At 55.1% G+C, this 24,986-nt stretch carries 25 protein-coding genes; 12 read left to right on the top strand and 13 right to left on the bottom strand.

Features of this window, described 5'->3' with window-relative positions:
• Nucleotides 1–29 precede the first annotated feature (29 nt).
• The 3 genes from ABU178_RS11035 to ABU178_RS11045 all read left to right on the top strand — a co-directional run bounded on the left by ABU178_RS11035 (nucleotide 30) and on the right by ABU178_RS11045 (nucleotide 3,430).
• Nucleotides 30–263 carry a DUF1480 family protein gene (locus ABU178_RS11035; RefSeq protein ID WP_397214739.1) on the top strand — a complete coding sequence of 78 codons (234 nt, stop codon included), beginning with the start codon at nucleotides 30–32 and terminating at the stop codon, nucleotides 261–263.
• A 380-nt stretch (nucleotides 264–643) separates the two neighbouring features.
• On the top strand, nucleotides 644–2,110 hold the full coding sequence (gene wbaP, locus ABU178_RS11040) for an undecaprenyl-phosphate galactose phosphotransferase WbaP (RefSeq protein WP_397214741.1): 1,467 nt from the start codon (nucleotides 644–646) through the stop codon (nucleotides 2,108–2,110).
• Between the two features lie 129 nt (nucleotides 2,111–2,239).
• Nucleotides 2,240–3,430, top strand: coding sequence for a multidrug effflux MFS transporter (locus tag ABU178_RS11045; RefSeq protein WP_397214743.1), 1,191 nt, complete (start codon nucleotides 2,240–2,242; stop codon nucleotides 3,428–3,430).
• A gap of 1 nt (nucleotide 3,431) precedes the next feature.
• Here the strand turns inward: ABU178_RS11045 and dadX are convergent, their stop codons facing one another.
• Entirely contained in the window at nucleotides 3,432–4,502 is a 1,071-nt protein-coding gene (gene dadX, locus ABU178_RS11050) for a catabolic alanine racemase DadX (RefSeq protein ID WP_397214745.1), read from the bottom strand.
• 19 nt (nucleotides 4,503–4,521) lie between these two features.
• Nucleotides 4,522–5,823, bottom strand: a complete 1,302-nt coding sequence (locus ABU178_RS11055; RefSeq protein ID WP_397215778.1) for a D-amino acid dehydrogenase — start codon at nucleotides 5,821–5,823, stop codon at nucleotides 4,522–4,524.
• A gap of 508 nt (nucleotides 5,824–6,331) precedes the next feature.
• On the opposite strand from ABU178_RS11055, the gene ABU178_RS11060 reads away from it, so the two are divergent.
• The gene (locus ABU178_RS11060) at nucleotides 6,332–7,867 is read left to right on the top strand and encodes a SpoVR family protein (RefSeq protein ID WP_397214747.1); all 1,536 of its coding nucleotides are present in this window, start codon (nucleotides 6,332–6,334) and stop codon (nucleotides 7,865–7,867) included.
• Between the two features lie 34 nt (nucleotides 7,868–7,901).
• On the opposite strand, the gene fadR is transcribed toward ABU178_RS11060, so the two are convergent.
• Nucleotides 7,902–8,621: a fatty acid metabolism transcriptional regulator FadR gene (fadR, locus tag ABU178_RS11065; RefSeq protein WP_397214749.1), complete on the bottom strand. Its 720-nt coding sequence runs from the start codon at nucleotides 8,619–8,621 to the stop codon at nucleotides 7,902–7,904.
• A gap of 197 nt (nucleotides 8,622–8,818) precedes the next feature.
• Here fadR and nhaB point away from each other — a divergent pair, with 197 nt between their 5' ends.
• Together nhaB and dsbB are read left to right on the top strand one after the other, a co-directional pair.
• On the top strand, nucleotides 8,819–10,372 hold the full coding sequence (nhaB, locus tag ABU178_RS11070) for a sodium/proton antiporter NhaB (RefSeq protein ID WP_397214751.1): 1,554 nt from the start codon (nucleotides 8,819–8,821) through the stop codon (nucleotides 10,370–10,372).
• A gap of 124 nt (nucleotides 10,373–10,496) precedes the next feature.
• Nucleotides 10,497–11,027 carry a disulfide bond formation protein DsbB gene (gene dsbB / locus ABU178_RS11075; protein WP_397214753.1) on the top strand — a complete coding sequence of 177 codons (531 nt, stop codon included), beginning with the start codon at nucleotides 10,497–10,499 and terminating at the stop codon, nucleotides 11,025–11,027.
• Between the two features lie 70 nt (nucleotides 11,028–11,097).
• On the opposite strand, the gene ABU178_RS11080 is transcribed toward dsbB, so the two are convergent.
• The 4 genes from ABU178_RS11080 to ABU178_RS11095 all read right to left on the bottom strand — a co-directional run bounded on the left by ABU178_RS11080 (nucleotide 11,098) and on the right by ABU178_RS11095 (nucleotide 13,735).
• Nucleotides 11,098–11,544 carry a YcgN family cysteine cluster protein gene (locus ABU178_RS11080; RefSeq protein ID WP_397214755.1) on the bottom strand — a complete coding sequence of 149 codons (447 nt, stop codon included), beginning with the start codon at nucleotides 11,542–11,544 and terminating at the stop codon, nucleotides 11,098–11,100.
• Between the two features lie 64 nt (nucleotides 11,545–11,608).
• On the bottom strand, nucleotides 11,609–12,268 hold the full coding sequence (locus tag ABU178_RS11085; protein WP_397214757.1) for a fumarylacetoacetate hydrolase family protein: 660 nt from the start codon (nucleotides 12,266–12,268) through the stop codon (nucleotides 11,609–11,611).
• Between the two features lie 48 nt (nucleotides 12,269–12,316).
• Nucleotides 12,317–13,366: a lytic transglycosylase domain-containing protein gene (locus ABU178_RS11090; protein ID WP_397214758.1), complete on the bottom strand. Its 1,050-nt coding sequence runs from the start codon at nucleotides 13,364–13,366 to the stop codon at nucleotides 12,317–12,319.
• A 93-nt stretch (nucleotides 13,367–13,459) separates the two neighbouring features.
• The gene (locus ABU178_RS11095) at nucleotides 13,460–13,735 is read right to left on the bottom strand and encodes a YcgL domain-containing protein (protein WP_397214760.1); all 276 of its coding nucleotides are present in this window, start codon (nucleotides 13,733–13,735) and stop codon (nucleotides 13,460–13,462) included.
• Between the two features lie 154 nt (nucleotides 13,736–13,889).
• On the opposite strand from ABU178_RS11095, the gene minC reads away from it, so the two are divergent.
• The 3 genes from minC to minE are packed head-to-tail and all read left to right on the top strand — an operon-like array spanning nucleotide 13,890 to nucleotide 15,707.
• Nucleotides 13,890–14,588: a septum site-determining protein MinC gene (gene minC, locus ABU178_RS11100; RefSeq protein WP_397214762.1), complete on the top strand. Its 699-nt coding sequence runs from the start codon at nucleotides 13,890–13,892 to the stop codon at nucleotides 14,586–14,588.
• Nucleotides 14,589–14,621: 33 nt separating this feature from the next.
• Nucleotides 14,622–15,434 carry a septum site-determining protein MinD gene (gene minD, locus ABU178_RS11105; RefSeq protein ID WP_397214764.1) on the top strand — a complete coding sequence of 271 codons (813 nt, stop codon included), beginning with the start codon at nucleotides 14,622–14,624 and terminating at the stop codon, nucleotides 15,432–15,434.
• 3 nt (nucleotides 15,435–15,437) lie between these two features.
• Complete coding sequence (minE, locus tag ABU178_RS11110) at nucleotides 15,438–15,707, top strand: cell division topological specificity factor MinE (RefSeq protein ID WP_130835189.1); 270 nt, start codon at nucleotides 15,438–15,440, stop codon at nucleotides 15,705–15,707.
• A gap of 55 nt (nucleotides 15,708–15,762) precedes the next feature.
• Here the strand turns inward: minE and rnd are convergent, their stop codons facing one another.
• The 5 genes from rnd to ABU178_RS11135 all read right to left on the bottom strand — a co-directional run bounded on the left by rnd (nucleotide 15,763) and on the right by ABU178_RS11135 (nucleotide 22,192).
• Nucleotides 15,763–16,884 carry a ribonuclease D gene (gene rnd / locus ABU178_RS11115; protein WP_397214766.1) on the bottom strand — a complete coding sequence of 374 codons (1,122 nt, stop codon included), beginning with the start codon at nucleotides 16,882–16,884 and terminating at the stop codon, nucleotides 15,763–15,765.
• 102 nt (nucleotides 16,885–16,986) lie between these two features.
• Nucleotides 16,987–18,663 carry a long-chain-fatty-acid--CoA ligase FadD gene (gene fadD / locus ABU178_RS11120; protein WP_397214768.1) on the bottom strand — a complete coding sequence of 559 codons (1,677 nt, stop codon included), beginning with the start codon at nucleotides 18,661–18,663 and terminating at the stop codon, nucleotides 16,987–16,989.
• 217 nt (nucleotides 18,664–18,880) lie between these two features.
• On the bottom strand, nucleotides 18,881–19,474 hold the full coding sequence (locus tag ABU178_RS11125; RefSeq protein WP_397214770.1) for a Slp family lipoprotein: 594 nt from the start codon (nucleotides 19,472–19,474) through the stop codon (nucleotides 18,881–18,883).
• A 54-nt stretch (nucleotides 19,475–19,528) separates the two neighbouring features.
• Complete coding sequence (tsaB, locus tag ABU178_RS11130) at nucleotides 19,529–20,227, bottom strand: tRNA (adenosine(37)-N6)-threonylcarbamoyltransferase complex dimerization subunit type 1 TsaB (RefSeq protein ID WP_397214771.1); 699 nt, start codon at nucleotides 20,225–20,227, stop codon at nucleotides 19,529–19,531.
• A 54-nt stretch (nucleotides 20,228–20,281) separates the two neighbouring features.
• On the bottom strand, nucleotides 20,282–22,192 hold the full coding sequence (locus ABU178_RS11135) for an ATP-dependent DNA helicase (RefSeq protein ID WP_397214773.1): 1,911 nt from the start codon (nucleotides 22,190–22,192) through the stop codon (nucleotides 20,282–20,284).
• Between the two features lie 113 nt (nucleotides 22,193–22,305).
• Between ABU178_RS11135 and ABU178_RS11140 the strand changes: the two genes are divergently transcribed.
• Nucleotides 22,306–22,650 (top strand): RidA family protein, encoded by a 345-nt coding sequence (locus ABU178_RS11140; RefSeq protein WP_397214775.1) that lies wholly within the window; start codon nucleotides 22,306–22,308, stop codon nucleotides 22,648–22,650.
• 14 nt (nucleotides 22,651–22,664) lie between these two features.
• Here ABU178_RS11140 and ABU178_RS11145 read toward each other — a convergent pair whose 3' ends face one another.
• Nucleotides 22,665–22,844 (bottom strand): YoaH family protein, encoded by a 180-nt coding sequence (locus ABU178_RS11145; protein ID WP_397214777.1) that lies wholly within the window; start codon nucleotides 22,842–22,844, stop codon nucleotides 22,665–22,667.
• Between the two features lie 111 nt (nucleotides 22,845–22,955).
• On the opposite strand from ABU178_RS11145, the gene pabB reads away from it, so the two are divergent.
• Together pabB and ABU178_RS11155 are read left to right on the top strand one after the other, a co-directional pair.
• Complete coding sequence (gene pabB / locus ABU178_RS11150) at nucleotides 22,956–24,311, top strand: aminodeoxychorismate synthase component 1 (RefSeq protein ID WP_397214779.1); 1,356 nt, start codon at nucleotides 22,956–22,958, stop codon at nucleotides 24,309–24,311.
• Nucleotide 24,312: 1 nt separating this feature from the next.
• Nucleotides 24,313–24,891, top strand: coding sequence for a CoA pyrophosphatase (locus ABU178_RS11155; RefSeq protein WP_397214781.1), 579 nt, complete (start codon nucleotides 24,313–24,315; stop codon nucleotides 24,889–24,891).
• Nucleotides 24,892–24,986: the final 95 nt, after the last annotated feature.

Raw genomic sequence — 24,986 nt, forward strand, 5'->3', positions numbered from 1 at the left:
ATTTAACCCAGAGCACACGGGAGAAAACAATGGGACATATCGTTAAAATTGGTCGGTATGAAATTATAGATGCCGAACTAAATGCAGAAAATCTTGAGACGGTGAGTATTCCCTGTCAAACCAATCCCGGCCTGAGTTATCAACTGGATGGCTGGGATCAGGAGACCAGCGTACCGGCCTGGATTGACGGGGAACCGGTTGACCTGGAGATCGGACATTATGATAAGCAACAAGACCGCTGGGTTTTAAAAAAACCGGCATGATTTCTGCTTTTTACCGCCATTCTTATTGTTTGGCGGTAATTCCGAAAAAGAGGCTTAAAATTTATTGTTATATTCGCCCCCTTCCTGTTTTTACTCTTTTAAATCATCCAGTTACCTTAAGCGAACTTTAGTCAGATTTTACGTTTTCAGATTATTTCCATATTAACTATGTCAAATATCTCCTGCATACTCTTTAACGTTGCTGCTGCTTTTCGTGACGTTAATCACGTTGCCGCAAAAGCTTTTGGTGCAGCGCTTATGGCAGCATTGACTTTTAGCACGCTGAAAAAGCAGGTCTTTTTTCTTTCAGCGGTTTACTCCTGAGCGCGTACTTGATTCTGGTCAGGCCATCTTTTACTTAAGAAAAGAGAGCAGGTTTTATGGCAAGTACATTGGTTTTGAATGATGCAAGCCGTTCCTGGAGCGGGTTGCGTAAAAATATTATTGCGAAATTTGCCCTGAGCATTTCAGATCTTATCGCTTTGAATTTGGCATTGTTTTTATCAGCTGCCACTGTTCAGGGTATTTGGGGAGAACTGGACACTTTTATTCCACCGCAGCAGATCGAATACCGTTTTATTGCCCAGTTTATTATGTCAGTGCTCTGCACAGGTTGGTTTTGGGTACGGATGCGTCATTATTCGTATCGCAAGCCTTTTTGGTTTGAGCTGAAAGAAATTATCAAAACCCTTTTTGTTTTTTCACTGCTGGATTTGGCCTTTATCGCCTTTTCCAAATGGGATTTTTCACGTCTGATTTGGGGCTTCAGCTGGAGTTATGCGCTGCTGCTGCTGCCGTTAATGCGTGCCATGGTGAAACGCGCAATCAACAAAGCGGGTCAGTGGCAGAAAGAGACCATTATCATTGGTTCCGGCAAAAATGCGCTGGAAGCCTACGCCGCGTTACAGAGCGAAGAGATTCTCGGCTATAACGTGCAGGCCTTCGTCGCCATTGACGACGGCAATCATCCTGACAACGTCAACGGCGTGCCGGTGATCACCTTTAAGGACATCAACTGGCAGACCATGGACCGCGATAATACGCAGTTCATCGTGGCGATGGAATATGAGCAGCAGGGCGTGCGTGACAAGTGGCTGAAGTTTCTGTCGAAAATGCAGTGTCGCTCTATCTCCGTGATCCCGACGCTGCGCGGCGTGCCGCTCTACGGCACCGATATGTCTTTTATCTTCAGCCATGAAGTGATGATATTGCGTGTCAGCAATAATCTGGCAAAACGTTCATCACGCTTCCTGAAGCGCGCGTTTGATATCGTGGTCGCCTCGTTGTTGCTACTGTTTCTCGCGCCGGTGTTTGGCCTGCTTTGCTGGATGGTGAAGCGTGACGGCGGCAATGCGATCTATGGACATGAGCGCATCGGACATGAAGGCAAGAAATTTAAGTGCCTTAAGTTCCGTTCGATGGTGACCAACTCGCAAGAGGTACTGCAGAATCTGCTGGCTACCAGCGCCGAGGCGCGTGCCGAATGGGATCGCGACTTCAAACTGAAAAACGACCCACGCATCACCAAAATTGGCGGTTTTTTGCGTAAAACCAGTCTCGACGAACTGCCTCAGCTCTGGAACGTTATCCGTGGCGAAATGAGCCTGGTGGGACCGCGTCCGGTTATCGAAGCAGAGCTGGAGCGTTACGCTGGCGATGTGGACTATTACCTGATGGCGAAACCCGGCATGACCGGCCTGTGGCAGGTCAGTGGCCGTAACGATATCGATTACGATACGCGCGTCTACTTTGACTCCTGGTATGTGAAAAACTGGGCGCTGTGGACCGATATCGCTATTCTGTTTAAAACCGCCGGGGTTGTGCTACGTCGCGACGGCGCTTATTGATTCCCTTCCCGACACGGTGCCTGAGCGCTTTTGCTCAGGCACCGCATTTTCTGTCTGGTTTTCCCTTCCCTTTTCGCCCCTGAGTCATTACCCTCTCCCGCTCTTTTGACAGGATGTTTGCTGGCTGATATGCAAAAATTTACCCTTCTTCTGCTGAGTTTGGTGCTGCTTGCGCCGTTAGGCATTGATCTCTATTTACCTACCCTGCCGCAAATCGCTCAGGGGCTTGCCACGCCGGTGGCGAATATTCAGGCGACAATTCCTCTGTTCCTGCTGGTAATGGGGATCGGTCAGCTCATCACCGGCCCGCTGGTCGACAATTTTGGCCGTAAGCCGGTCGCGCTCATCGGTCTGGCGCTCTATATTCTCGGCAGCGCGGTGGCCGCTACCGCCACTCTCTGGCCGGTATTCCTGTTGGCGCGTCTGATTCAGGGCTGCGCGGTGTGCTGTACTGCCGTGGTCGCCTTCAGCGGCGTGCGCGATCGCCTGAGCGGTGACGATGCGGCGCGCGCCTATGGCTTTCTTAATGGCGCGCTGAATATCGTACCGGCGCTGGCACCGCTATTGGGTGGCCTGCTGGCGGATGCCTTTGGCTGGCGCGCGCCCTTCTGGTTTCTCAGCGCCTATGGCCTGTTGATCGGCCTGATCGTTATCGTCTGGCTGCCGGAGACGCGCCCGGCGGATACGCTGCGGGTAGCCGGACTGCCGCTGCGTCAATACGGCGCGATTTTGCGTCAGCCGCGCTTTCTCGCCTTTGCTTTCGCTAACGCTGGCGCGCTGGGTATGGTGTTAACCTACGTCTCGCTTGCGCCGCATGTCCTGATGACCGAGGGGGAACTCTCCCCGATTCAGTTCTCTTTCGCTTTCGGTGCTAACGGTCTCTGGATCATGCTGGTCAGCGCCTTCGTCAACAAAACTATCCGCAAAGCGGGACGGCCATTCTGTCTGGCGATGGGATTTGTCACCATGCTGTTGGGCGCGCTGCTGATGACCGGCGGACAGCTGCTGTTGCCTGCTCTCTGGCAGACGCACTGGGCGCTCTACATGTTGCCCGTTGCGGTTTCCGTGGCCGGGCTGGCCTTTACCGTGGGTCCGGCCACCAGCTATGCGCTTGAGCCTTATCAGCAGCAGGCGGGTGTGGCGTCAGCATTACAGGGGTTTATCCAGATGGCGGGCGGTGCGGCAGGCAGCCTGCTGATGGTGGCGCTGCCGGTGGCGGAGAAATCGGCGCTGGCGCTGATGATGCTGGCAGGCGCAGTGCTGGCACTGATCGCCTGGCGCTGCAGCAAAAAGATGCGCGGTACGCTGACCGCGCTTTGAATCAGATAATTTCTACCGGCACGCGGGGCGCGAGCGCGCACATCAGCTCGTAACCCACCGTGCCTGCTGCATGGGCAACATCATCAATTTTGACCTGCTCGCCCCACAGCTCCACCTGAGAACCGATCCCCGCCTGTGGACAGGGCGTGAGATCCACCATGAGCATATCCATCGAGACGGCGCCCAGGGTGCGGGTTATCACGCCGTCAACGCTGATCGGCGTGCCGGTGGGAGCATGACGCGGATAGCCGTCGGCATAACCGCAGGCCACGATACCAATGCGCTGCTCGCCGCTGGCATGATAACGATAGCCATAACCTACTCCGTCCCCCGCGCTGAGCTGCTGAACACCAATGATTTCGCTTGCCAGCGTCATGACCGGTTTTAGCCCGGTGCTGGCGATGTCACGCCACTGGCCGCTCGGCGACGCGCCATAGAGCACAATTCCCGGCCGCACCCAGTCAAAATGCGCTTCAGGATGCCAGAGCGTGGCAGCGGAGTTCGACAAAGAACGTGGCGTATCCAGCCCTTCCGCCGCGCGTTCGATGCGCTGTAGCGGCTCAATCAGACCGTCAGCTTTCTCCGCATCCGCGAAATGCGCCATCAGCGTCATCTCATCGACGTTCTCCAGCGAGCGCAGCTTTTTCCACACCGCATGCAGCTGTTCAGGTCGGAAGCCGAGGCGATTCATGCCGCTGTTGATCTTGACGTAAATATCCAGCGGCGCGCTCAGCTGCGCCTTTGCCAGCGCCTGAATTTGCCAGTTGCTGTGGATGCTGGTGGTCAAACGATAGCGATCAAGCAGGGCCAGCTCTTCGCTCTGGAAGAAACCTTCCAGCAGCAAAATAGGCTTTTTCCAGCCCTGCTCACGCAACAGGATCGCCTCTTCCAGGTTAAGCAATGCGAATCCGTCGGTTTCAGCCAGACCCTGCCAGCTGCGGGCGATGCCATGGCCGTAGGCGTTGGCCTTGACCACCGACCAGACGCGCGAATGGGGAGCAGCCTGGCGCACTACCGCCAGGTTATGTCGCAACGCCTGTTGGTTGATGGTTGCGACAATTGGACGTGACATACTTCCTCTCTTTGAATGCTTAACGGGTCGCGTTGGCGTTACGCAACGGCGAAGCCTGATGATCGAAACCCGGCAGATAGCGCAGCACCGACAGATCGTCTGCCGCGATAGCCGGTTTCTGTCCGGAGATTAAATCTGCCAGCAGCTGGCCTGAACCACAGGCCATTGTCCAGCCAAGCGTGCCGTGACCGGTGTTGAGATAAAGATTATTGAGCGGCGTACGACCCACGATCGGCGTACCGTCTGGCGTCATCGGGCGCAATCCGCTCCAGAAAGTGGCCTGCTCAATATGGCCGCCTTCAGGATAGAGATCGCGGACCACCATCTCCAGCGTTTCACGTCGTGCCGGCAACAGTTTGTTGTTAAAACCAACAATTTCAGCCATGCCGCCGACGCGGATACGATTATCGAAGCGGGTAACCGCCACTTTGTAGGTTTCGTCAAGGATGGTGGAGACTGGCGCTGCGGCAGGATCTTTAATTGGAATGGTCAGTGAATAGCCTTTCAGCGGATAAACCGGAATAGCCAAAATGCGATTCAGAAGCGCGGTAGAGTAAGAACCAAAGGCAACCACGTAAGCGTCCGCTTTGATCACCTCGTCACCGCACTTCACGCCATAAATTCGGTTGCCTTCACGCAGCAGCTGATCCACGGCGGTATCAAAGCGAAAGGTTACGCCCGCTTCTTCCGCCATTTTTGCCAGACGTTGGGTGAAAAGCTGACAGTCGCCGGTTTCATCATTTGGCAGCCGCAAGCCGCCCGTCAGTTTATGCTGCGTCGCGGCCAGCGCTGGCTCCACGCGCGCAAGCTGGTTCGCTTCCAGCAGTTCATAAGGCACGCCCGCCTGCTGCAACACGGCGATATCTTTGCTGGCGCTTTCATACTGTTGCGCCGTGCGAAACAACTGTAGCGTTCCGCCCTGACGCCCTTCATAGGCGATGCCGGTCTCTTCGCGCAGCGCCTTGAGGCAATCGCGGCTGTATTCCGCGATGCGCACCATACGGCTTTTATTTTGCTGATAGTGGCGCATATCGCAGTTGCGCAGCATGTTCCACATCCACTCCAGCTGAAAGCGACTGCCGTCCAGGCGAATCGCCAGCGGCGCATGACGTTCAAACATCCATTTCACCGCTTTCAGCGGCACGCCCGGCGCGGCCCAGGGCGCGGCGTAGCCTGGCGAAATCTGTCCGGCATTTCCGGCGCTGGTTTCCAGCGCGGCGCCGGGCTGACGATCGATCACCGTAACCTCATGCCCCGCCTTCGCCAGATACCAGGCGCTCGCCACGCCGACCACTCCACTTCCGAGAATCACAATGCGCATACGTACCCCACCGCCATCAACAAAAGCATAATTCACTGCTCATTCCGCCATCAACAGCATGAATGAATCAGCCCTTTTTGCCACTCTTTCCGATAACTTATTTCACATGTTTTTCACCAAAGCGGTAACTAAAATCATGCAGCGGATCAAAATTCAGTGTTTTTTCCGGCAAAAGCGCATTTATCAGTGGTTAATCAAGATTGCCTCAGTGAAATTCACTTTTTTCAGGAGAATCACTCATCGCCATATAAAACCCTTATGAACAGCATTTTATTCCGGTATTAAAAGCGAGGCTGAAATTTCACGCCATGAAATCTGGCTACCTGAAGGTTTGGATGATTTTCTGCCGAAGAATTCATTTGAGTTCCGGTTTCGGATAGACGACAGTGAACTATCATAGAAGTGTTCGCTCAGTTCTTTGGGCTCTCTTTACGCAGGATGTAGCCTTACATAACCGGAACAGGCTGTGCCCGCCGGGCCAGACCCGTTTGCATAACAGAGGTGCGCTATGACGACTATCTTAGACGATGCCATTAAGGACAGCAAACGACTCGATGACGGACCTGACTGGACATTCGACCTGCTCGATGTCTACCTGGAAGAGATTGACCGCGTAGCCAAGCTCTATCGCCTCGATACCTACCCCCATCAGATTGAAGTCATCACTTCCGAGCAGATGATGGATGCCTATTCCAGTGTCGGTATGCCGATAAACTATGCCCACTGGTCGTTCGGCAAAAAATTCATTGAGACCGAACAGCGCTACAAGCATGGTCAGCAGGGTCTGGCCTATGAGATTGTTATCAACTCCAATCCCTGCATTGCCTACCTGATGGAAGAGAACACCATGACCATGCAGGCGCTGGTGATGGCGCACGCCTGTTACGGCCACAACTCTTTCTTTAAAAATAATTACCTGTTCCGCAGCTGGACAGATGCCAGCTCAATCGTCGACTACCTGCTGTTTGCTAAAAACTACATTACCGACTGTGAAGAGCGCTTTGGCGTCGAGGTGGTGGAACGGCTGCTCGACTCCTGCCACGCGCTGATGAATTACGGCGTTGATCGCTATAAACGTCCGCAAAAAATTTCGCTGCAGGAAGAGAAGGCGCGCCAGAAAAGTCGCGAAGAGTATCTGCAGAGTCAGGTGAATACCCTGTGGCGCACGCTGCCGCGCCGGGAAAAAGAGGCGGTACACGTAGAAGCGGCGCGCTATCCCTCTGAGCCGCAGGAAAACCTGCTCTACTTTATGGAAAAAAATGCGCCGCTGCTGGAATCCTGGCAGCGTGAAATCCTGCGCATCGTGCGTAAGGTGAGCCAGTATTTTTATCCGCAGAAACAGACGCAGGTAATGAATGAAGGTTGGGCCACGTTCTGGCACTACACCATCCTGAATCACCTCTATGACGAAGGCAAAGTGTCTGAACGCTTTATGATGGAGTTTCTGCACAGCCACACCAATGTGGTGTTTCAGCCGCCCTATAACAGTCCCTGGTACAACGGCATTAACCCTTACGCCCTCGGCTTTGCTATGTTTCAGGATATCAAGCGCATCTGCCAGTCGCCCACGGAAGAGGACCGCTACTGGTTCCCGGATATTGCCGGTTCAGACTGGTTGGAAACGGTGCATTTTGCCATGCGCGAATTCAAAGATGAGAGCTTTATCAGTCAGTTCCTCTCGCCGAAAATTATGCGTGATTTCCGCCTGTTCACTGTGCTCGACGACGATCGCAACAATTATCTGGAAATCGCCGCTATCCACGACGAGGCGGGTTACCGCGCGATTCGCCAGCAGCTTTCGGCACAATACAACCTGAGCAATCTGGAACCGAACATCCAGGTGTATAACGTCGATTTGCGTGGCGACCGTTCATTAACCTTGCGTTATGTGCCGCAAAGCCGCGCGCCGCTGGATAAAAGCCGTCGCGAGGTGCTGAAACACGTTCATCGTCTCTGGGGCTTCGATGTCAATCTGGAGCAGCAGAATGAGGATGGCAGCGTCGAGCTGCTGGAGCGCTGTCCATCGCGCGGTTCTGCGCTGTAAAAGAGAAAACCGGACGCAAGGTCCGGTTTTTTTATTAACGTTTGCTGCCTAAATCTTCCGGCAGATTTTTCTGCATCCCATGCCAGATTTCACCGCTGCGGCGGCCATAGTCACGCACCGCATCAACAATCTGATCCTGGGACGGCTGCGCGCTACAGAGCGTCAGCAGCAGTTGATAAAAGCTGCGCGCCAGTTCTCGCGCCTCATGGTTAGAGAAATAGTGGCGACCTACCCGCGTATATAAACCTTTCAGTCCGTTCAGGATCAGGCCATAAATGGGATTGCCGGAGGCGAAAGCGAGACCGCGGAACACGCGATAATCCATCTCGGTAAAGGTGTCCGCCTGATCTTCCGCTTCGCCGATGCTTTCCAGCACCAGCTTCGCTTTGTCAGGATGATGACGCAGCGCGCGGCTGATAAAAATCGAGGCGATATTTGTGCGTACTGAAAGCAGATTATCAATCAGCTGCGGCACGCTGTCGTGGTCGAGCCTGGCAAGGGTTTCCAGAATATTCAGACCCGAGGTTTCCCAAAAATCATTTACCCGCGTCGGCTTCCCATGCTGAATGGTCAGCCAGCCGTCACGAGCCAGGCGCTGCAGGACTTCACGCAGCGTGGTGCGCGTTACTCCGATTAATTCAGAAAGCTCACGTTCAGCTGGTAAAATCGACCCCGGAGGAAAACGGCTGTTCCAGATGCTTTCAATAATATACTCTTCAGCAAATCCCGCAGGGCTCTGCGCCTTGATTACCATAACGTTAATATCTCATTACTTTCTTCATCATAATTTGCACTCATCATACCAGACGGCCTGTAACGGATATAGCCTGCTCAGGGATTAAAAGCGCGCGCTGCCGCAAAAATCAAGGTCTGCGCATTGCCTGAGCGGCCAGCGACGTTTACCCTTGGCCGCACAACCTAAAAAATTGCTAAAAGAGGATAGCTAAACAGATGGAGATTTCATACGGACAGGCGTTCAGCCGCAATTTTCTCGGGCAGTCGCCGAACTGGTACAAAGGGACGTTGCTCTTTTTTCTGCTGCTGAATCCGCTGTTATTCTTTTTCGTCAGCCCTTTTCTCGCTGGCTGGCTGCTGGTGGCCGAATTTATTTTCACGCTGGGTATGGCGCTGAAATGCTACCCGCTGCTGCCGGGCGGCCTGCTGGCGCTGGAGGCGATCTTTATCGGCATGGCCAGCCCGGAGCAGGTGAAGGAAGAGCTGGCGGGCAATCTCGAAGTCTTGCTGCTGCTGATTTTTATGGTCGCTGGCATCTTTTTTATGAAGCAGCTGCTGCTGTTTGTTTTTACCCGCCTGCTGCTCTCTATTCACTCGAAAATTGTGCTCAGCCTGGCCTTTTGTCTCGCAGCGGCGTTTCTTTCCGCCTTTCTTGATGCGCTGACGGTCATCGCAGTGGTGATCAGCGTCGCGATCGGCTTTTACGGCATTTATCATCGCGTGGTTTCCAGCCAGCACGCTGATGACGACGGTTTCCTTGACGAAAATATCCATGACGAGACGCATCGCGCCACGCTGGACAAGTTCCGCGCTTTCCTGCGCAGCCTGATGATGCATGCGGGCGTGGGCACCGCGCTGGGCGGCGTGATGACCATGGTGGGTGAGCCGCAAAACCTGATTATCGCCAAAGCGGCTGAATGGGATTTTATCGGCTTTTTTCTACGTATGGCCCCGGTAACGGTACCGGTGCTGATCTGCGGCATCATTACCTGCATGCTGGTGGAGCGTTTTAAGGTGTTTGGCTATGGCGAGCCGCTGCCAGCGAAGGTGCGTGAAATCCTGCTGGATTACGATCGTCAAACCAGCAAACAGCGTACGCGTCAGGAGTGGATTAAGTTGTGGATTCAGGGGGGGATTGGCGTCTGGCTGATTGTCGCGCTGGCTTTCCATCTGGCGGAAGTAGGCCTGATTGGCCTGTCGGTGATTATTCTGGCTACCTCGCTGTGCGGCGTCACCGATGAACATACTATCGGCAAGGCGTTTACCGAAGCGCTGCCCTTTACCGCTCTGCTGGCGGTGTTTTTCGCTATCGTGGCAGTGATTGTTGAACAGAACCTTTTCAGCCCGTTAATTCACTTCGTGCTTCAGGCGGAACCCGGCGCGCAGCTCACCTGGTTTTATGTGTTTAACGGCCTGTTATCGTCTATTTCGGATAACGTTTTTGTCGGCTCGGTCTATATCAACGAGGCCAAACATGCCTTTACCAGCGGCGCCATTAATGCACGTCAGTTTGAGATGCTGGCGGTGGCGGTGAATACCGGTACGAATTTGCCTTCAGTCGCGACGCCCAACGGTCAGGCGGCGTTTTTGTTCCTGCTGACCTCGGCGCTGGCTCCGCTGATTCGTCTCTCCTATGGCCGTATGGCCTGGATGGCGTTGCCCTATACCATTGTGCTGTCGCTGGTTGGGCTATTTTGCATTGAGTATACGTTGGTACCCCTTACTGATTACTTTATCCAGCAGGGCTGGGTCAGCCAACCGCACTTTTAAGATATTACGTTAGCCTGGATCAGTTTTAAGTCATTTTTTTTAATGATTTTTTTCGGATGCCAGGCTGGCACTGCTCTGCTTTTGGTTTACACTGCGGGGCATTAACGACTACAGGGAAAGCAACATGTTGCGATTTTTAAATCAATGTTCCCGTGGACGCGGCGCCTGGCTGTTACTGGCTTTAACCGCGCTGGCGCTTGAACTGATCGCGCTCTGGTTTCAGCATGTAATGATGCTGAAACCCTGTGTAATGTGCATTTATGAGCGCTGTGCGCTGTTTGGTGTGATGGGCGCCGGAATTGTGGGCGCTGTCGCCCCGAAAACGCCGTTACGCTATGTGGCATTGCTGATCTGGCTGGGCAGCGCCTGGGAGGGCTTACGCCTCTCTTACGAGCACACCATGATCCAGCTGCATCCCAACCCGTTTGTTACCTGCGATTTCGCCGCGCGTTTCCCCGGCTGGCTGCCGCTGGATAAATGGTTGCCGTCGGTATTTGTCGCCAGCGGTGACTGTGCGGAGCGAGGCTGGAGCTTTCTGACCCTGAGCATGCCGCAATGGATGATAGTGATCTTTGCCGCTTATCTGTTGGTAGCGCTGCTGGTACTGATTGCGCAGCCGTTTAAACCCAAACGCCGCGATCTTTTCTCACGCTAATCCCGTACGAACACGGCCTGCGCATGGCAGGCCGTTAATCTCTTCTCTTCGCTTACGAATCGCGCCCTTCTCAGCCGTTTCGGTCAGGCCGATCGATAATGTGATCTTCCCAGTCGCGAACTTCGCTTTCACGAACTGCAATGTAGCGCACCGAAATGCGCTGGGCGTGCATCGCTTTCTTTGAACCGGTAAGCAGCGGATGCCAGGCGGGCAACCCTTTCCCTTCCGCCAACAGACGATAGGCGCAGGTGCGGGGTAGCCAGTTAAAGGTGGTCAGGTTTTCGCGCGTCAGCTTGATGCAGTCCTCTTCATATTCAAAACGGCGCTCGTAGTTACGGCACTGGCAGGTTTGGATATTCAGTTGATTACAGGCGACGTTGGTGAAATAAATTTCATCGGTATCGGCATCCTGCAACTTGTTCAGACAGCACTGTCCGCAGCCATCACACAAGGATTCCCATTCCTCATCGTTCATTTCATCAAGGCGTTTACGTTGCCAGAAAGGGGTCTCGGTCATGGTTGCTGTTCCGCATTCAAATCAAAGCGCACCTTATAAAGCCTCAGGTGCGTCGATGCAAGCTTTAGAGCACGCGCGTGCTGACGCCGTGTCCTGCCAGGGAAAGTTCCAGCGTATCGCCGGAACGCATCGGGCCGACGCCTTCCGGCGTACCGGTCAGCACCACGTCACCGGCGCGCAGAGTGAAAAACTGGCTCATATAGGCGATAAGCGGCAGAATTTTATGGATCATATCTGACGTCGAACCCTGCTGACGCACTTCGCCGTTTACCAACAGTTTCAGCTCCACATTTTGCGGATCGCCGCTGAATTCGCCCGCGGGAATAAAGCCGGAAAGCGGACAGGAATTATCAAAGCCTTTCGATTTCTCCCACGGCTGTCCCGCTTTTTTCAGTCCGGACTGCATGTCGCGCAGCGTCAGGTCCAGCGCCACGCCATAGCCAGCAATTGCTTTCGCCACATGCTCTTCGCTGGCCTGCTTCAGCGTGGCGCCAATCAGCACCGCCAGCTCAACTTCGTGGTGCACTTCACCAAAGGCGGAAGGTATCGACAGCGGCTGGCGCAGATCGCACAGCGCCGTTTCCGGCTTGATAAAGACAACGGGTTCGGTCGGCGTCTGACTGCCCATCTCCTTGATGTGCTTTGCATAGTTGCTGCCAACGCAAACCACCTTGCTGACCGGATAGTCCAACAGAGCGCCCTGCCAGTTACGATGCTGATACATGCTGTTCCCCTGCTTTCAGTTGAGTGTGACGCCAGATAAGCTGGCGCTTTATTTTGCGATAGCGTCGGCGAGCATGCCGACGCTGATAGCGAAATAATAAGATCGATTCCAGCGCATGAGTGTGCGGAAATTGTCATAAACCATAAAAGCCCGTCCCTTAGCATCATCCGGCAGCACAATCCAGGCGGTTTGCGTTAGCAACGGCGTGGCGTCTTGCATGATTACGCCCCGCTGCCGCCACCAGGCGATGGTTTTCCCCTGTGCCTTTTTCGTGCCGCTCAGCGCGGGATCGAATCTTTCAGGCAGCGTGACCTCACTGCCCCAGCTTTGCTGCGCGCGCCAGCCCTCACGCGCCAGGTAATGCGCCGTAGAGGCGAAAACGTCGTCAGGATTGTTCCAGATATCGATGCGGCCATCTCCGTCGCCATCCGCGCCATAGTGCAGATAGGAACCCGGCATAAACTGATTTTGCCCCATCGCGCCGGCCCAGGAGCCTTTCATGCTGCCCGCATCAATGGCGCCTCGTTGAATCATCTGCAGCGCGGCGAACAGCTCTTTTTTGAAAAACGCCTCACGCCGCCCTTCAAACGCCAGCGTCGCCAGCGCCGAGACGATATCCTCTTTGCCTTGAATGGCACCGTACTGGCTCTCCATGCCCCACAGCGCCACGATATATTGTGGCGCAACGCCATAACGCTCGCTTACCGCTTGCAGCTGCGGCCGGTATTGCACCAGCATCATTTTGCCCTGAGCGATGCGTTTTGCAGTCAGCACCCGTGTCAGATAATCATCAAGCGTCACCTTCGCTTCCGGCTGGTTACGATCGGCACGGATAACATGATCGACGAAGTGAACGTTGGCAAAAGCGTCATTGATAACCGCTTCCGGCACGCCTTGCGCATGCGCTTCCGCCTTGAGCATTTCAATATAAGCGGGAAATTCAGCCGGATCGCGCCCCTGGGCGGAAAGTCGTGTCGCGTCCGCTAAAGGCGCAGGTTTGGTGATCGCCGGGGCGGAGGCGTGCGCGTGGTTGGTTTTTGCGGCGCAGCCCGATAACAGCAACGAAATAAAGATGATACTCAATGCTGAATGCTTCATCCCAAGCGCCTTATATTCAGTTAACGCGATGCGCCAAATATTTCATCCTGCGTTTAACAGCCAGCGCAGATAATATTTACAGATGAATCCGAATTAAACTTTTTTACCTGATTCCAAATGAATCTTGAGCAGACTTTCCGGCGGTGGCGGAAGCTGTAAATAAAAACCCGTTTCACTTAACGCCTGCTTCACTTTATTGATATCGGCGCCAGCCAGCTTCTCACGCTGCGTCAGCGATAACACCATTGCTAACTGAGGCTTACCGAAACCCTTCAGCAATTCCTCGGGCACGCGGGAGAAATCGTCCTTTTTTTCAACGTAGAGATAAGTCTGGTCACGGAGTGGACTTCTGTAGATCACACAAAACATATTTTTTACTCGAATTAACCGGGGTGGTCCCTTGCCTGAATATAGCAGTAACTATAACATGCTTGCAGTACTTCGAATATTCACCGTTCTGGCTTAAATGGCGATTTTATCAGCGCTTATCAGACGGTAAAGATAACAGGACTGAGTCAGGACGATGTCGCAAACGCCAATCGAATTCAAAGGCAGCAGTTTTACCCTGTCTGTAGTTCATCTGCATCATTCGCAGCCCGAGGTGATTCGTCAGGCACTTCAGGACAAAATCGACCAGGCGCCCGATTTTTTGAAAAACGCCCCGGTAGTGTTAAACGTGGCCGGACTGAGCGGCAATGTTAACTGGAAGCAGTTGCAGCAGGCGGTGGCGTCAACCGGGCTGCGTATTGTGGGCGTTAGCGGCTGCAAGGACGAGAACCTGAAGCGGATGATCGTCAAGGCGGGCTTGCCGGTGCTCTCTGAAGGCAAAGAAGCGAAAAAACGCAGCGATGAGCCCGCGCCGGTCGAAGCGGCACCAGTGCCGGAACCGGCCGCCAGAACGCGTATCATCACCACGCCGGTACGCTCCGGGCAGCAGATCTACGCCCGTAACGCCGATTTAATCGTCACCAGCAGCGTCAGCGCCGGCGCCGAACTGGTGGCCGACGGCAATATTCATGTTTACGGCATGATGCGTGGTCGCGCGCTAGCGGGCGCTGGCGGCGACCGCGACTGCCAGATTTTCTGTACCAACCTCGCCGCAGAGTTGGTTTCGATCGCCGGTGAATACTGGATCATGGATCAGATACCGGCGGAATTTTTCGGTAAAGCCGCGCGCCTGTGCCTTAAAGAGGGCGCGCTTACCATCCAGACATTAATTTAGGCCCCTTTTCTTTCGTTAAGGAAATCAATATTTATGGCACGCATCATTGTAGTTACATCAGGTAAGGGGGGCGTTGGCAAGACCACGTCAAGCGCGGCCATTGCCACCGGTTTAGCGCAAAAAGGCAAAAAAACCGTCGTTATCGATTTTGACATCGGCCTGCGTAACCTCGATCTGATCATGGGCTGCGAACGCCGCGTGGTATATGACTTTGTCAACGTGATTCAGGGTGATGCCACGCTGAATCAGGCACTTATTAAAGATAAACGCACCGAGCAGCTTTACATTTTGCCCGCATCCCAGACGCGTGATAAAGACGCCCTGACGCGTGAAGGCGTAGAAAAAGTGCTAAACGATCTCACCGCGATGGACTTTGATTTTGTGGTTTGCGATTCCCCGGCAGGCATCGAAACCGGCGCGCTGATGGCGCTCTATTTTGCCGACGAAGCGATTATTACTACCAACCCGGAAGTTTCTTCGGTGCGCGACTCTGACCGTATTCTCGGTATTATCGCCTCCAAATCCCGCCGCGCTGAAACCAGCGCCGAGCCGGTAAAAGAGCATCTGTTGCTCACCCGTTATAACCCAGGCCGCGTCAACCGTGGCGACATGCTGAGTATGGAAGACGTACTGGAAATTTTGCGTATTCCGCTGGTTGGCGTGATTCCTGAAGATCAATCGGTCCTGCGCGCCTCTAACCAGGGCGAACCGGTGATCCTGGACACAACATCTGATGCGGGTAAAGCCTATGCTGACACCGTAGACCGCTTGCTCGGCGAAGAACGTCCCTTCCGCTTTATTGAAGAAGAGAAGAAGGGTTTCCTGAAACGCCTGTTCGGGGGATAAACCATGGCATTACTCGATTTCTTTTTATCCCGGAAGAAGAACACTGCCAATATAGCCAAGGAAAGGCTTCAGATTATCGTGGCAGAACGCAGAAGGGGGGACAATGAGCCTCACTATCTTCCGCAGCTCAAGCGCGACATTTTGGAAGTGATCTGTAAATACGTCAAAATTGACCCTGATATGGTCACCGTTCAGCTCGATCAGAAAGGTGATGATATTTCGATTCTGGAGCTGAACGTGACGCTGCCGGAAACAGAAGAAGTGACCAAATGACGCCCTGTTTTTCCTGACAATCCCCTGCGTTGCGGCAGGGGAAGCTGGCCGCGGGTTACTGGCCTGAGACTATTTTGTCAATGCCCGCTTTCAGCAAGTCGCCGCGCCAGCCTGTCAGTAGTTCCGGCATCCGCGCCTGCGGTTTAAGTTCCCAGTACCCGTTCAATACCTGATTGATTTGTCGACGCGAAGCAAGCAGTTCCTGACTGTATCCCGACTGTTCACTCACCTGCTGAACCAGCGCCTTGATCGCTTTGAACATTTGCTTGTATTGCGGATGGTCAATTAAATTACTCAGCGGTGCGGGCAGGCTCTCTTCTTCCTGCGCCTGCGCCTCGGCGACCAGCGCCAGCAGAGTTTTGCCGTGAAAGCGGATCTCATGACCTGAAAGCCCAAGGTGATCAAGCTCCCCCAGCGAACCAGGCAGGAAACGCGCCACTTTCCACAAGTTTTCCTCGCGCACGACGAAATTCACCGCCATATCTTTTTCCCGCGCCAGGTTTAAACGCCAGGCGGCGAGGCGCTGCAGCGCGGCCAGCTGGCGTGAGCGCAGCTGCCAGGCATTGGTAATGTCGCGCCAGGCATCGATCGGCTGCAGAATATCGAGCCGGCGCTGGCAGAGCGTGTCGCACTCGCTCAGGGCGGCGGCCAGGTTGCCCGCCTCTTCCGCCTGCGTCATAAGTTGACGGGCGATCGGCAGCAGATAAGCCACGTCCGCTGCGGCATAGTCGCACTGGCGTTCCGTTAAGGGACGCGCCAGCCAGTCGGTGCGGGATTCACTTTTATCCAGCTGCACCTGGGTGAAATGCGCCACCATCGCGGCAAAACCCCAGGAGAGCGGCTGGCCCGCAAAGGCCGCCAGGATTTGCGTGTCGATCATTGGCTGCGGCAGCACTTTAAAGCGGTGCAGGAAAACTTCCAAATCTTCCCCGCCGGCATGCAGAAATTTCGTCACGCCAGTGTCGGTCAGCAGCTCGATAAAAGGCGACCAGTCGGTGATTTGCAGCGGATCGATCAATACCAGCTGTTCGCCGTCATACAGCTGGATCAGGCCGAGCTGCGGATAATATGTGCGGGTGCGAACAAATTCGGTATCCAGCGCAACGGCGTCATGTTGGCGTGCCGCCTGGCATACGCTGGCCAGTTGGTGGTTATCGTCGATCAGGGAATAATTCACGTTCAGATATTTTCACCGCGGCAAACTCCGCGCAGTGCTCCATGTTGAAAACAATAAAAACGCCGGTCGGTACCGGCGTTCAACCCATTTTGCCACGCGCGCTCAGCGTATTGCGGCTTTTGCTTCATCGCGCAGTTCGCGGCGTAAAATTTTACCCACGTTTGTCTTGGGCAACTCATCGCGAAACTCAATGATTTTTGGCACTTTATAGCCGGTCAGCTGTCGGCGGCAGTGATCAAGCAGCTCCTCTTTGGTCAGCGTGTGATCTTTCTTCACCACGCAGACTTTTACCGCCTCGCCGGAAAGGTCGCTCGGCACGCCAATGGCGGCCGCTTCGCGCACTTTAGGATGCTGCATCAACACATCTTCGATCTCGTTCGGATAGACGTTGAAGCCGGAGACCAGAATCATATCTTTTTTGCGATCGACAATGCGGATAAAGCCTTCCTGATCAACGGTAACAATATCACCGCTATGGAGCCAGCCATTTTTCAACACCTCCTCCGTCTCTATGGGCCGCTGCCAGTAGCCGGACATCACCTGCGGGCCGCGAATACAGAGCTCACCCGGCTCGCCCTCCTGCACGTCGTTGCCCTGTTCATCCACAATGCGGATATCGGTAGAAGGTACCGGCAGGCCGATGCTGCCAGTATGGCTGGTAATGTTATAGGGGTTAACAGAGACCAGCGGGGAACACTCCGTCAGGCCGTAGCCCTCCAGTAAATAGTGGCCGGTGAGTTTCTCCCAACGCTCCGCTACCGCTTTCTGTACCGCCATGCCGCCGCCCGCGGACAAACGCAGGGTAGAAAAATCGAGCTTGTGGAACTGTGGTTCATTCAGCAGCGCGTTAAACAGAGTGTTCACGCCGGTAAGCGCCGTAAAGGGGAATTTGTTGAGCGCCTTGACGAAGCCGGGAATGTCGCGCGGATTGGTAATCAGCAGGTTATGGCCGCCCAGCTCCAGAAACAGCAGTCCGTTTACCGTCAGGGCAAAAATATGATAAAGCGGCAGCGCTGTGACTACACACTCTTTGCCATCGCGCAGCAGAGAGCCGTAGGTCGCTTTGGTCTGTTCCAGATTCGCCTGCATATTGCGGTGCGTTAACATGGCTCCTTTCGCTACGCCGGTGGTGCCGCCGGTATATTGCAGGAAAGCCAGATCGTCATTCAGGATATCAGGGCGTTGATACGCCATCAGTTCGCCCTGCTGTAAAACGCTGCGAAAGGCGATCGCCCCTGGCAAATCGTATTTAGGCACCAGCCTTTTGACATATTTGACGACAAAGTTGACCAGCGTGGCTTTAACCGGCGTCAGCTGATCACCCATACGCGTCAGGATCACCTGTTTTACCGCCGTTTCCGCCACCACTTTTTCCAGCGTGTGGGCGAAGTTTGAGACGATGACGATGGCGCAGGCTCCGCTGTCGTTCAGCTGATGTTTCAGCTCGCGTGGGGTATAGAGAGGATTCACATTCACCACCACCATACCGGCACGCAACACACCAAACAGGGCCACCGGATATTGCAGCAGATTAGGCATCATCAGCGCAACGCGATCCCCTTTCTTAAGCTTCAGCCCCTGTTGCAGATAAGCAGCAAACGCCCGGCTTTGCGAATCAAGCTGACGATAGGTCAGTTGCTGTCCCATATTTTCAAACGCCGGTTTATCGGCGTAGCGCGCAACAGCCTGTTCAAACAGATCGATCAGAGAGGTATAACGGTTCGCATCAATTTCGGCAGGGACATCTGCCGGATAGCGTTTCAGCCAAACCTTATTCAAGGATTCACTCCGGGATTTATGTTGTATTGCCATCGCCGCCTCTGCTGAATCGAGTATTAACAATATTTTAACTGATTGTACCAGTATGCCCGGTTCAGCCTGTTCAGGTTGCGAAGCCCATCACTAAATTTTACGCTTCGTTACTGCATGAATAAAATGGCCCGGTCGCGTATGCCACGACCGGGCCGAAAATTGCCATTCTGCCCTGGCTGAAACGCTATTCTGTCAAAATCGTTTCGACCTGTGCCGGGCCGGAGTTATACATTCCCCAGTAAGGGTTTGGCCCCCAGTAGCCGGGGCGGTGACGCGAAGGACCATACCAGATCCAGGGATCGATCGGCTGCGGCGGCGTCATCACCTGTTTCACCAGATGCCAGCGCTGATAGCCTTTCACATCCACCACAATAAAGTTGTAGCTGGCCTGACCGATCTCGCCTTTTTCACTGCCCTTAATGGTGCCCAGCACCGTGACATACTGGTTGTTGAGATCGATGGGATCAACAAAACCGTGGATGTCGGCATAGATGCGTCCCACCGAGGCGGCGCCCAGCCGGGGTCGCGCGCCGTCGTCCAGCGGCTGCGTGGCGATCTCCACACGCGTTAAGCCGTTAAGGTTGGCCACCTTGACGACTTTCCCACCGAAGCGCGACTCCTGGCCGACATAAAGCTGCGGCGCATTCATCACGCGTAATAAATCTTGCTGTGGAAGCGGGGAAGTCCCTTGCAGCGTCGTCGGCACGGAAACGCAGCCGCTGAGCAGCAGCGTGGCCGCTAACAGGAAGCCAGAGATTCCGATAATAGGGTTTGGCATAATTACTCCTTTTTTCCTGTTAGACTGAATGCACAGCGATTAGTTGCGCCTGACTCAGCGTCCCGGCAATTTTTTCCAGGCCACTTCATTCCGCAGATAAACCGGCTCCGCATGCTCCGCCGTCACCGTTTTGCCCGCCTGCCACGCCTGCAACGCCAGAGGCAACATATCCTCTGCCGTCGGCAAGGAAATATCACTGGCGCTAAGGGTAACGGAATGTCCCTGTTGCAGCTGTGGATAAGCCTGCCAGCCGGTTCCGACCGTGGTCCACTCGCCGCTCAGGCTCTGTAATCGCTCCAGCGCCGCTTCCGGTTTGAGTACGCTTTCTGTGGTGTCGCCTTGCCAGTTGCCTTCAGCGTCGCGCTGGTATTCCGCCCAGTAAACTTCACCCATACGCGCATCGATCGCCGCCAGCACGCGCGTTGCGCCCGTGGTGCGCCAGGCGCCCTGCGCCATAGTGGCCAGCGTTGAAACGCCAATCATCGGCAGCGCCGCGCCCAGCGCCAGTCCCTGCGCAATACCGATGCCAATACGTACGCCGGTAAAACTGCCGGGACCGCGGCCAAAGGCCAGCGCGTCGAGCGAGAGGAGCTTGAGCTGCCGCGCCTGCAGCAACTCGTTGATCAGAGGCAAAATACGTTGGGTGTGATCGCGGGGAGCGATTTCAAAGCGGGCATCAATATGACCATCGCTGATTAATGCCACGGAACAGGCTTCCGTCGCCGTGTCCAGCGCTAAAATTCGGGCAGACATAACAACCTCAGGGTAATCCGAAATGGCGCGCATCTTAACATAGCCTGCCACAAATTACTGAACCTCCTCCGCCCGGACAAATTGCACCGCGCGGGCTAAATCGCGTGTGCGCGGGGTTGGCGGCAGGCTGTTAAGAAAAAGCGCGCCGTAAGGCCGCGAAACCAGCCGCTGGTCGCAAATCACCAGCACGCCGCGATCCTCAACGTCACGAATAAGGCGGCCGACGCCCTGCTTCAGGGTAATCACCGCATCCGGCAGCTGAACGTCGCTAAAGGGATCGCCGCCGCGCAGACGACAATCTTCCATGCGCGCTTTCAGCAGGGGATCTTCCGGCGAGGTAAAGGGCAGCTTATCGATAATCACCAGCGAGAGCGCGTCGCCGCGCACGTCGACCCCCTCCCAGAAGCTGCTGGTGGCGACCAGCAACGCGTTCCCCGCCTCGATAAACTGCTTCAGCAGCTGACCTTTGCTGGTTTCGCCCTGTACCAGCACCGGCAGCGTCATTGAGGCGCGAAATTCCGCCGCCAGCTCGCGCATCATCAAATGCGAGGTACAGAGAAAGAAACAGCGTCCTTTATTGGCATCGATCAGGGGTTTCATCATGCGCGCAAGCTGGCGCGCGCCGCCGGGCCGGTTCGGCTCCGGCAGATTGCGCGGCACACAGAGCAATGCCTGCCGGGCATAATCAAAAGGACTGCTCAGGATCAGGCTCTTCGCCTGACTGACGCCCAGCCGATCGGCAAAATGGCCCATCTGCTCGTTCACCGCCAGGGTGGCGGAAGTGAAAATCCATGCGGCCTTGCGGTTATCCATCACCTCGCGAAAACGTTCGGCTACCGACAGGGGCGTCAGGGCAAGCGTGAAATGGCGCGAGCTACATTCATACCAGTAGCTGTAGCCTGGTTCGTTAATCGCCCGCAGGCGCTTAAGACGGCCCCGATAGAGCGCCGCGCGCTCAAAGGCCGCATCCAGCAGAGCTGAACGCCCCAGGGAGAGTTTGATAACGTCGTAACAAAGCTCCAGCGCATCATCCAGTAACGTCAGCATGCGCAGGATATTTGCATCGCTCAGCAATTCGCGCAGATTGCCGCGAAAACCGGGTTCGCCCAGCGACAGACGGAAATCCTGCGCGCACTGCGCCAGACGATCCGCCGATTTTTGCAGCTGCTGAGCGTCACGCACCTCGGTGCGGTAGGCGATAATAATATCTTTTGCCAGATCCTGAAGCTGACGGCTGGAGAGCTGCTGACCAAAGTACTGGCTGGCGATATCGGGAATCTGATGGGCTTCGTCGAAGATCATCACTTCGGCTTCCGGTATCAGCTCGCCAAAACCGCTCTCTTTCACCACCAGATCGGCCAGAAACAGGTGATGGTTGACCACTACCACATCGGCATCCATCGCCCGCTTGCGTGCCTTGACCACAAAGCACTCTTTATAGAGCGGGCAATCACTGCCGAGGCAGTTATCATTGGTGCTGGTGACCATCGGCCAAATGGGGCTGTCTTCCGCCACGCCGCCGCAACTGCTGATATCGCCATCAATGGTTTCTGACGACCAGCCGCGTAAGGTGACCAGATCGCCCAGCGCCTGGTGGTTCAGCTCGCCGCCCGCCATGGTTTGCTGTTCAAGGCGTTCAAGGCAGAGATAGTTAGAGCGACCCTTCAGCAGCGCCGTTTTGCCGGTAAACTTCAGGGCGCCTGCGATGGTCGGCAAATCGCGATTGTAGAGCTGATCCTGCAAGGCTTTCGAGCCGGTCGAAATAATCACTTTTTTTCCGGCGCGTAGTGCCGGCGCGAGATAGGCATAGGTTTTGCCCGTGCCGGTTCCGGCTTCTACCACCAGCTCCCCACCTTCTTTCACCGCCGTCGCTACCGCCTCGGCCATCTCCTGCTGCGCTGCGCGCGGTCTGAAGCCTGAAATAGCCTGCGCCAGCGCGCCATCTGTTGCAAAATCGTCAGCCACACTTCCTCTCTTAACCCGGCAAAAACACTGTAATTATGTCAGTATTCCACAACAGATGACAGCCCGGTCGCAGTTGTGCCAGGCTAACGCGCATGTCGCTTAAGGAGAAACAGATGACTATTACACGAATCGATCCTGAACACCGTATGTCTGAAGCAGTAATCCATAACAATACGGTTTACTACACCAGCGTGCCGGAAAATCTCGATGAGGATGCGGAAGCGCAAACCGCCAATGCGCTGGCGGTTATTGATGCGTTGTTAACGCGTGTGGGATCGGACAAGAGCAAAATTCTGGATGCCACAATTTTTCTGGTGGATAAAGCAGACTTTCCCGCCATGAATCGCGCCTGGGACGCCTGGGTCTCACCAGACAACGCCCCGGTACGTTGCACGGTTCAGGCCGGGCTGATGAACCCGAAGTACAAGGTTGAGATCAAAATCATCGCGGCGATCTGATCCCTGCGGGCGCGCTATTCGTCGTCGTCTTCAAAGCGTGCCCGAATCTGCTCGCCCTGATGGTTCTGGCGGATCTCCTGCGCAACCTGCGCGATGGCCTGGCCGCTGGACATGCCCGCCGCCATCAGTTCCTGGATACGCTCTACGGCCTGCTGCTGCTGTTCATGAGAAAGTGCCGGTAAACCTGTAAACATATGTCACTCCTGAAATGGCGAAGCGCTATTATTTCACGGGGAACAAACAGGTGCCAGTAACAAAAAATTATGGCAGGCTGGCACCCCTGACTTTCTTGTTTTGCTCTCTTCATGACCCCTGAAACTGTTAGCTTAGCTTATACCCCGAATGCGCTGATGCAGCGTTTTTCCCGCCTTGCCCATCTGCCCTGGGCGATGCTGCTCTCTTCTGGCAGCGCCGAACATATTGATAATCGTTTCGATATTCTGACGGCCGATCCTCGCGTTATGCTGATTACCCGTGGCGGTGAAACAGAAATCAAAAAAGGTGACGTTGTCACCTGCTCCCCGGCGGATCCACTCGCGCTTGTGCAGCAATATTGTGCTGAAATGGGCGCGGTGCCTGAAAGCAATGCCGATTTGCCTTTTCAGGGCGGCGCGCTGGGGCTGTTTGGCTATGATCTGGGCCGCCGCTTCGAAAATCTGCCTGCCCTGGCAAAAGCCGAACTCTCCACGCCCGATATGGCGGTGGGCATTTATGACTGGGCGCTGATTGCCGATCACCATCTCAAGCGGCTGACGCTGGTGGCATTAACCGATGTCCAACAGCGACTCGCCTGGCTTGAGAGCAGGCCGCAACCTCAGTCGTTGCCATTCAGCCTAATTACCGAATGGCGATCCAATCTCAGTTATGGCGCGTACGCAGCGCGCTTTGCCGCCGTACAGGCCTATATTCAGGCAGGCGATTGTTACCAGGTAAATCTGGCCCAGCGTTTTCAGGCCAGCTATCAGGGCGACGAGTGGCAGGCTTTCTGTTTGCTGAATGCGGCAAACCGGGCGCCATTCAGCGCTTTCTTACGCCTCCCCGACAGCGCTATTCTCAGTATTTCCCCGGAGCGTTTTTTGAAGCTGGAAGATGGCGCGATCGAAACCCGACCGATTAAAGGCACGCTGCCGCGTCTCGACGATGCGCAAGCCGATCGCCAGCAGGCGCAAAAGCTCGCCTTGTCGCCAAAAGATCGCGCGGAAAACCTGATGATTGTCGATCTGCTGCGCAACGATATTGGCCGCGTTGCCGCGCCAGGCTCGGTCTCGGTGCCGGAACTCTTTGTGGTAGAGCCTTTTCCCGCCGTGCATCATCTGGTGAGCACAGTACACGCCCGTTTACAGGCGGGGTTACAGGCCACCGATCTGCTGCGCGCCTGTTTCCCCGGCGGTTCGATAACCGGCGCGCCGAAGATTCGTGCGATGGAGATTATTGAGGAGCTGGAGCCGCATCGCCGCAATGCCTGGTGCGGCAGCATTGGCTATCTCAGTCTGTGCGGCCGTATGGATACCAGCATCGCCATCCGCACGCTGATTGCCGAGAATCAACAGATATACTGTGCCGCTGGCGGCGGTCTGGTAGCGGACAGCGATGTCGATGCGGAATATCAGGAAACCTTGCATAAAATAAACCGAATTCTGCCCTGCCTTTCCGGAGCCTGACGTGACGACACACTCCCTGACGTTAAATCACTTTCTCAACCGCTTTGTGCTGCAAATTCCGGCCGCTGACGCGCCTGCTTTACCCGCCGGGCGTCGTGCCGCCGTGCTGGTGCCGCTGGTGGATCGCGACATACCCGGACTGCTGCTGACGCGTCGCTCAGCGCATCTGCGCAAGCATGCGGGACAGGTGGCTTTTCCCGGCGGGATGCAGGATGCGGAAGACAGCTCCCTTATCGCTACCGCGCTGCGTGAGGCGGAGGAGGAGGTAGGGATCTGCGCGCAGCAGGTGCGCATTATCGGCACCCTGCCTGCCGTTACCAGCAGCACCGGCTTTCAGGTAACGCCGGTGATCGGCATTATTCCGCCTGATCTGCCGCTGCGTCTTAATCCTGATGAAGTGGAAAGCGCCTTTGAAATGCCGCTGGCCGAAGCGTTACGCCTTAGCCGCTATTCGCCGCTCAATGTACACCGACGCGGCCTCACGCATCAGGTATGGTTATCCTGGTATCAGGATTACTTTGTCTGGGGCATGACGGCAGGTATCATTCGGGCGCTCGGTCATCAAATCTCCTCAAGCTGAGAGAAAAGTTAACGCCTCCTCTAGCGTAACGGCTCCCGCTACTGAGTGGCGGCTTTTCATCTCTGCCGTCTCCATCCCATTTAAAATCATGGCAG

The organism is Pantoea osteomyelitidis (genome assembly GCF_044342975.1).
Taxonomy (GTDB): domain Bacteria; phylum Pseudomonadota; class Gammaproteobacteria; order Enterobacterales; family Enterobacteriaceae; genus Pantoea; species Pantoea osteomyelitidis.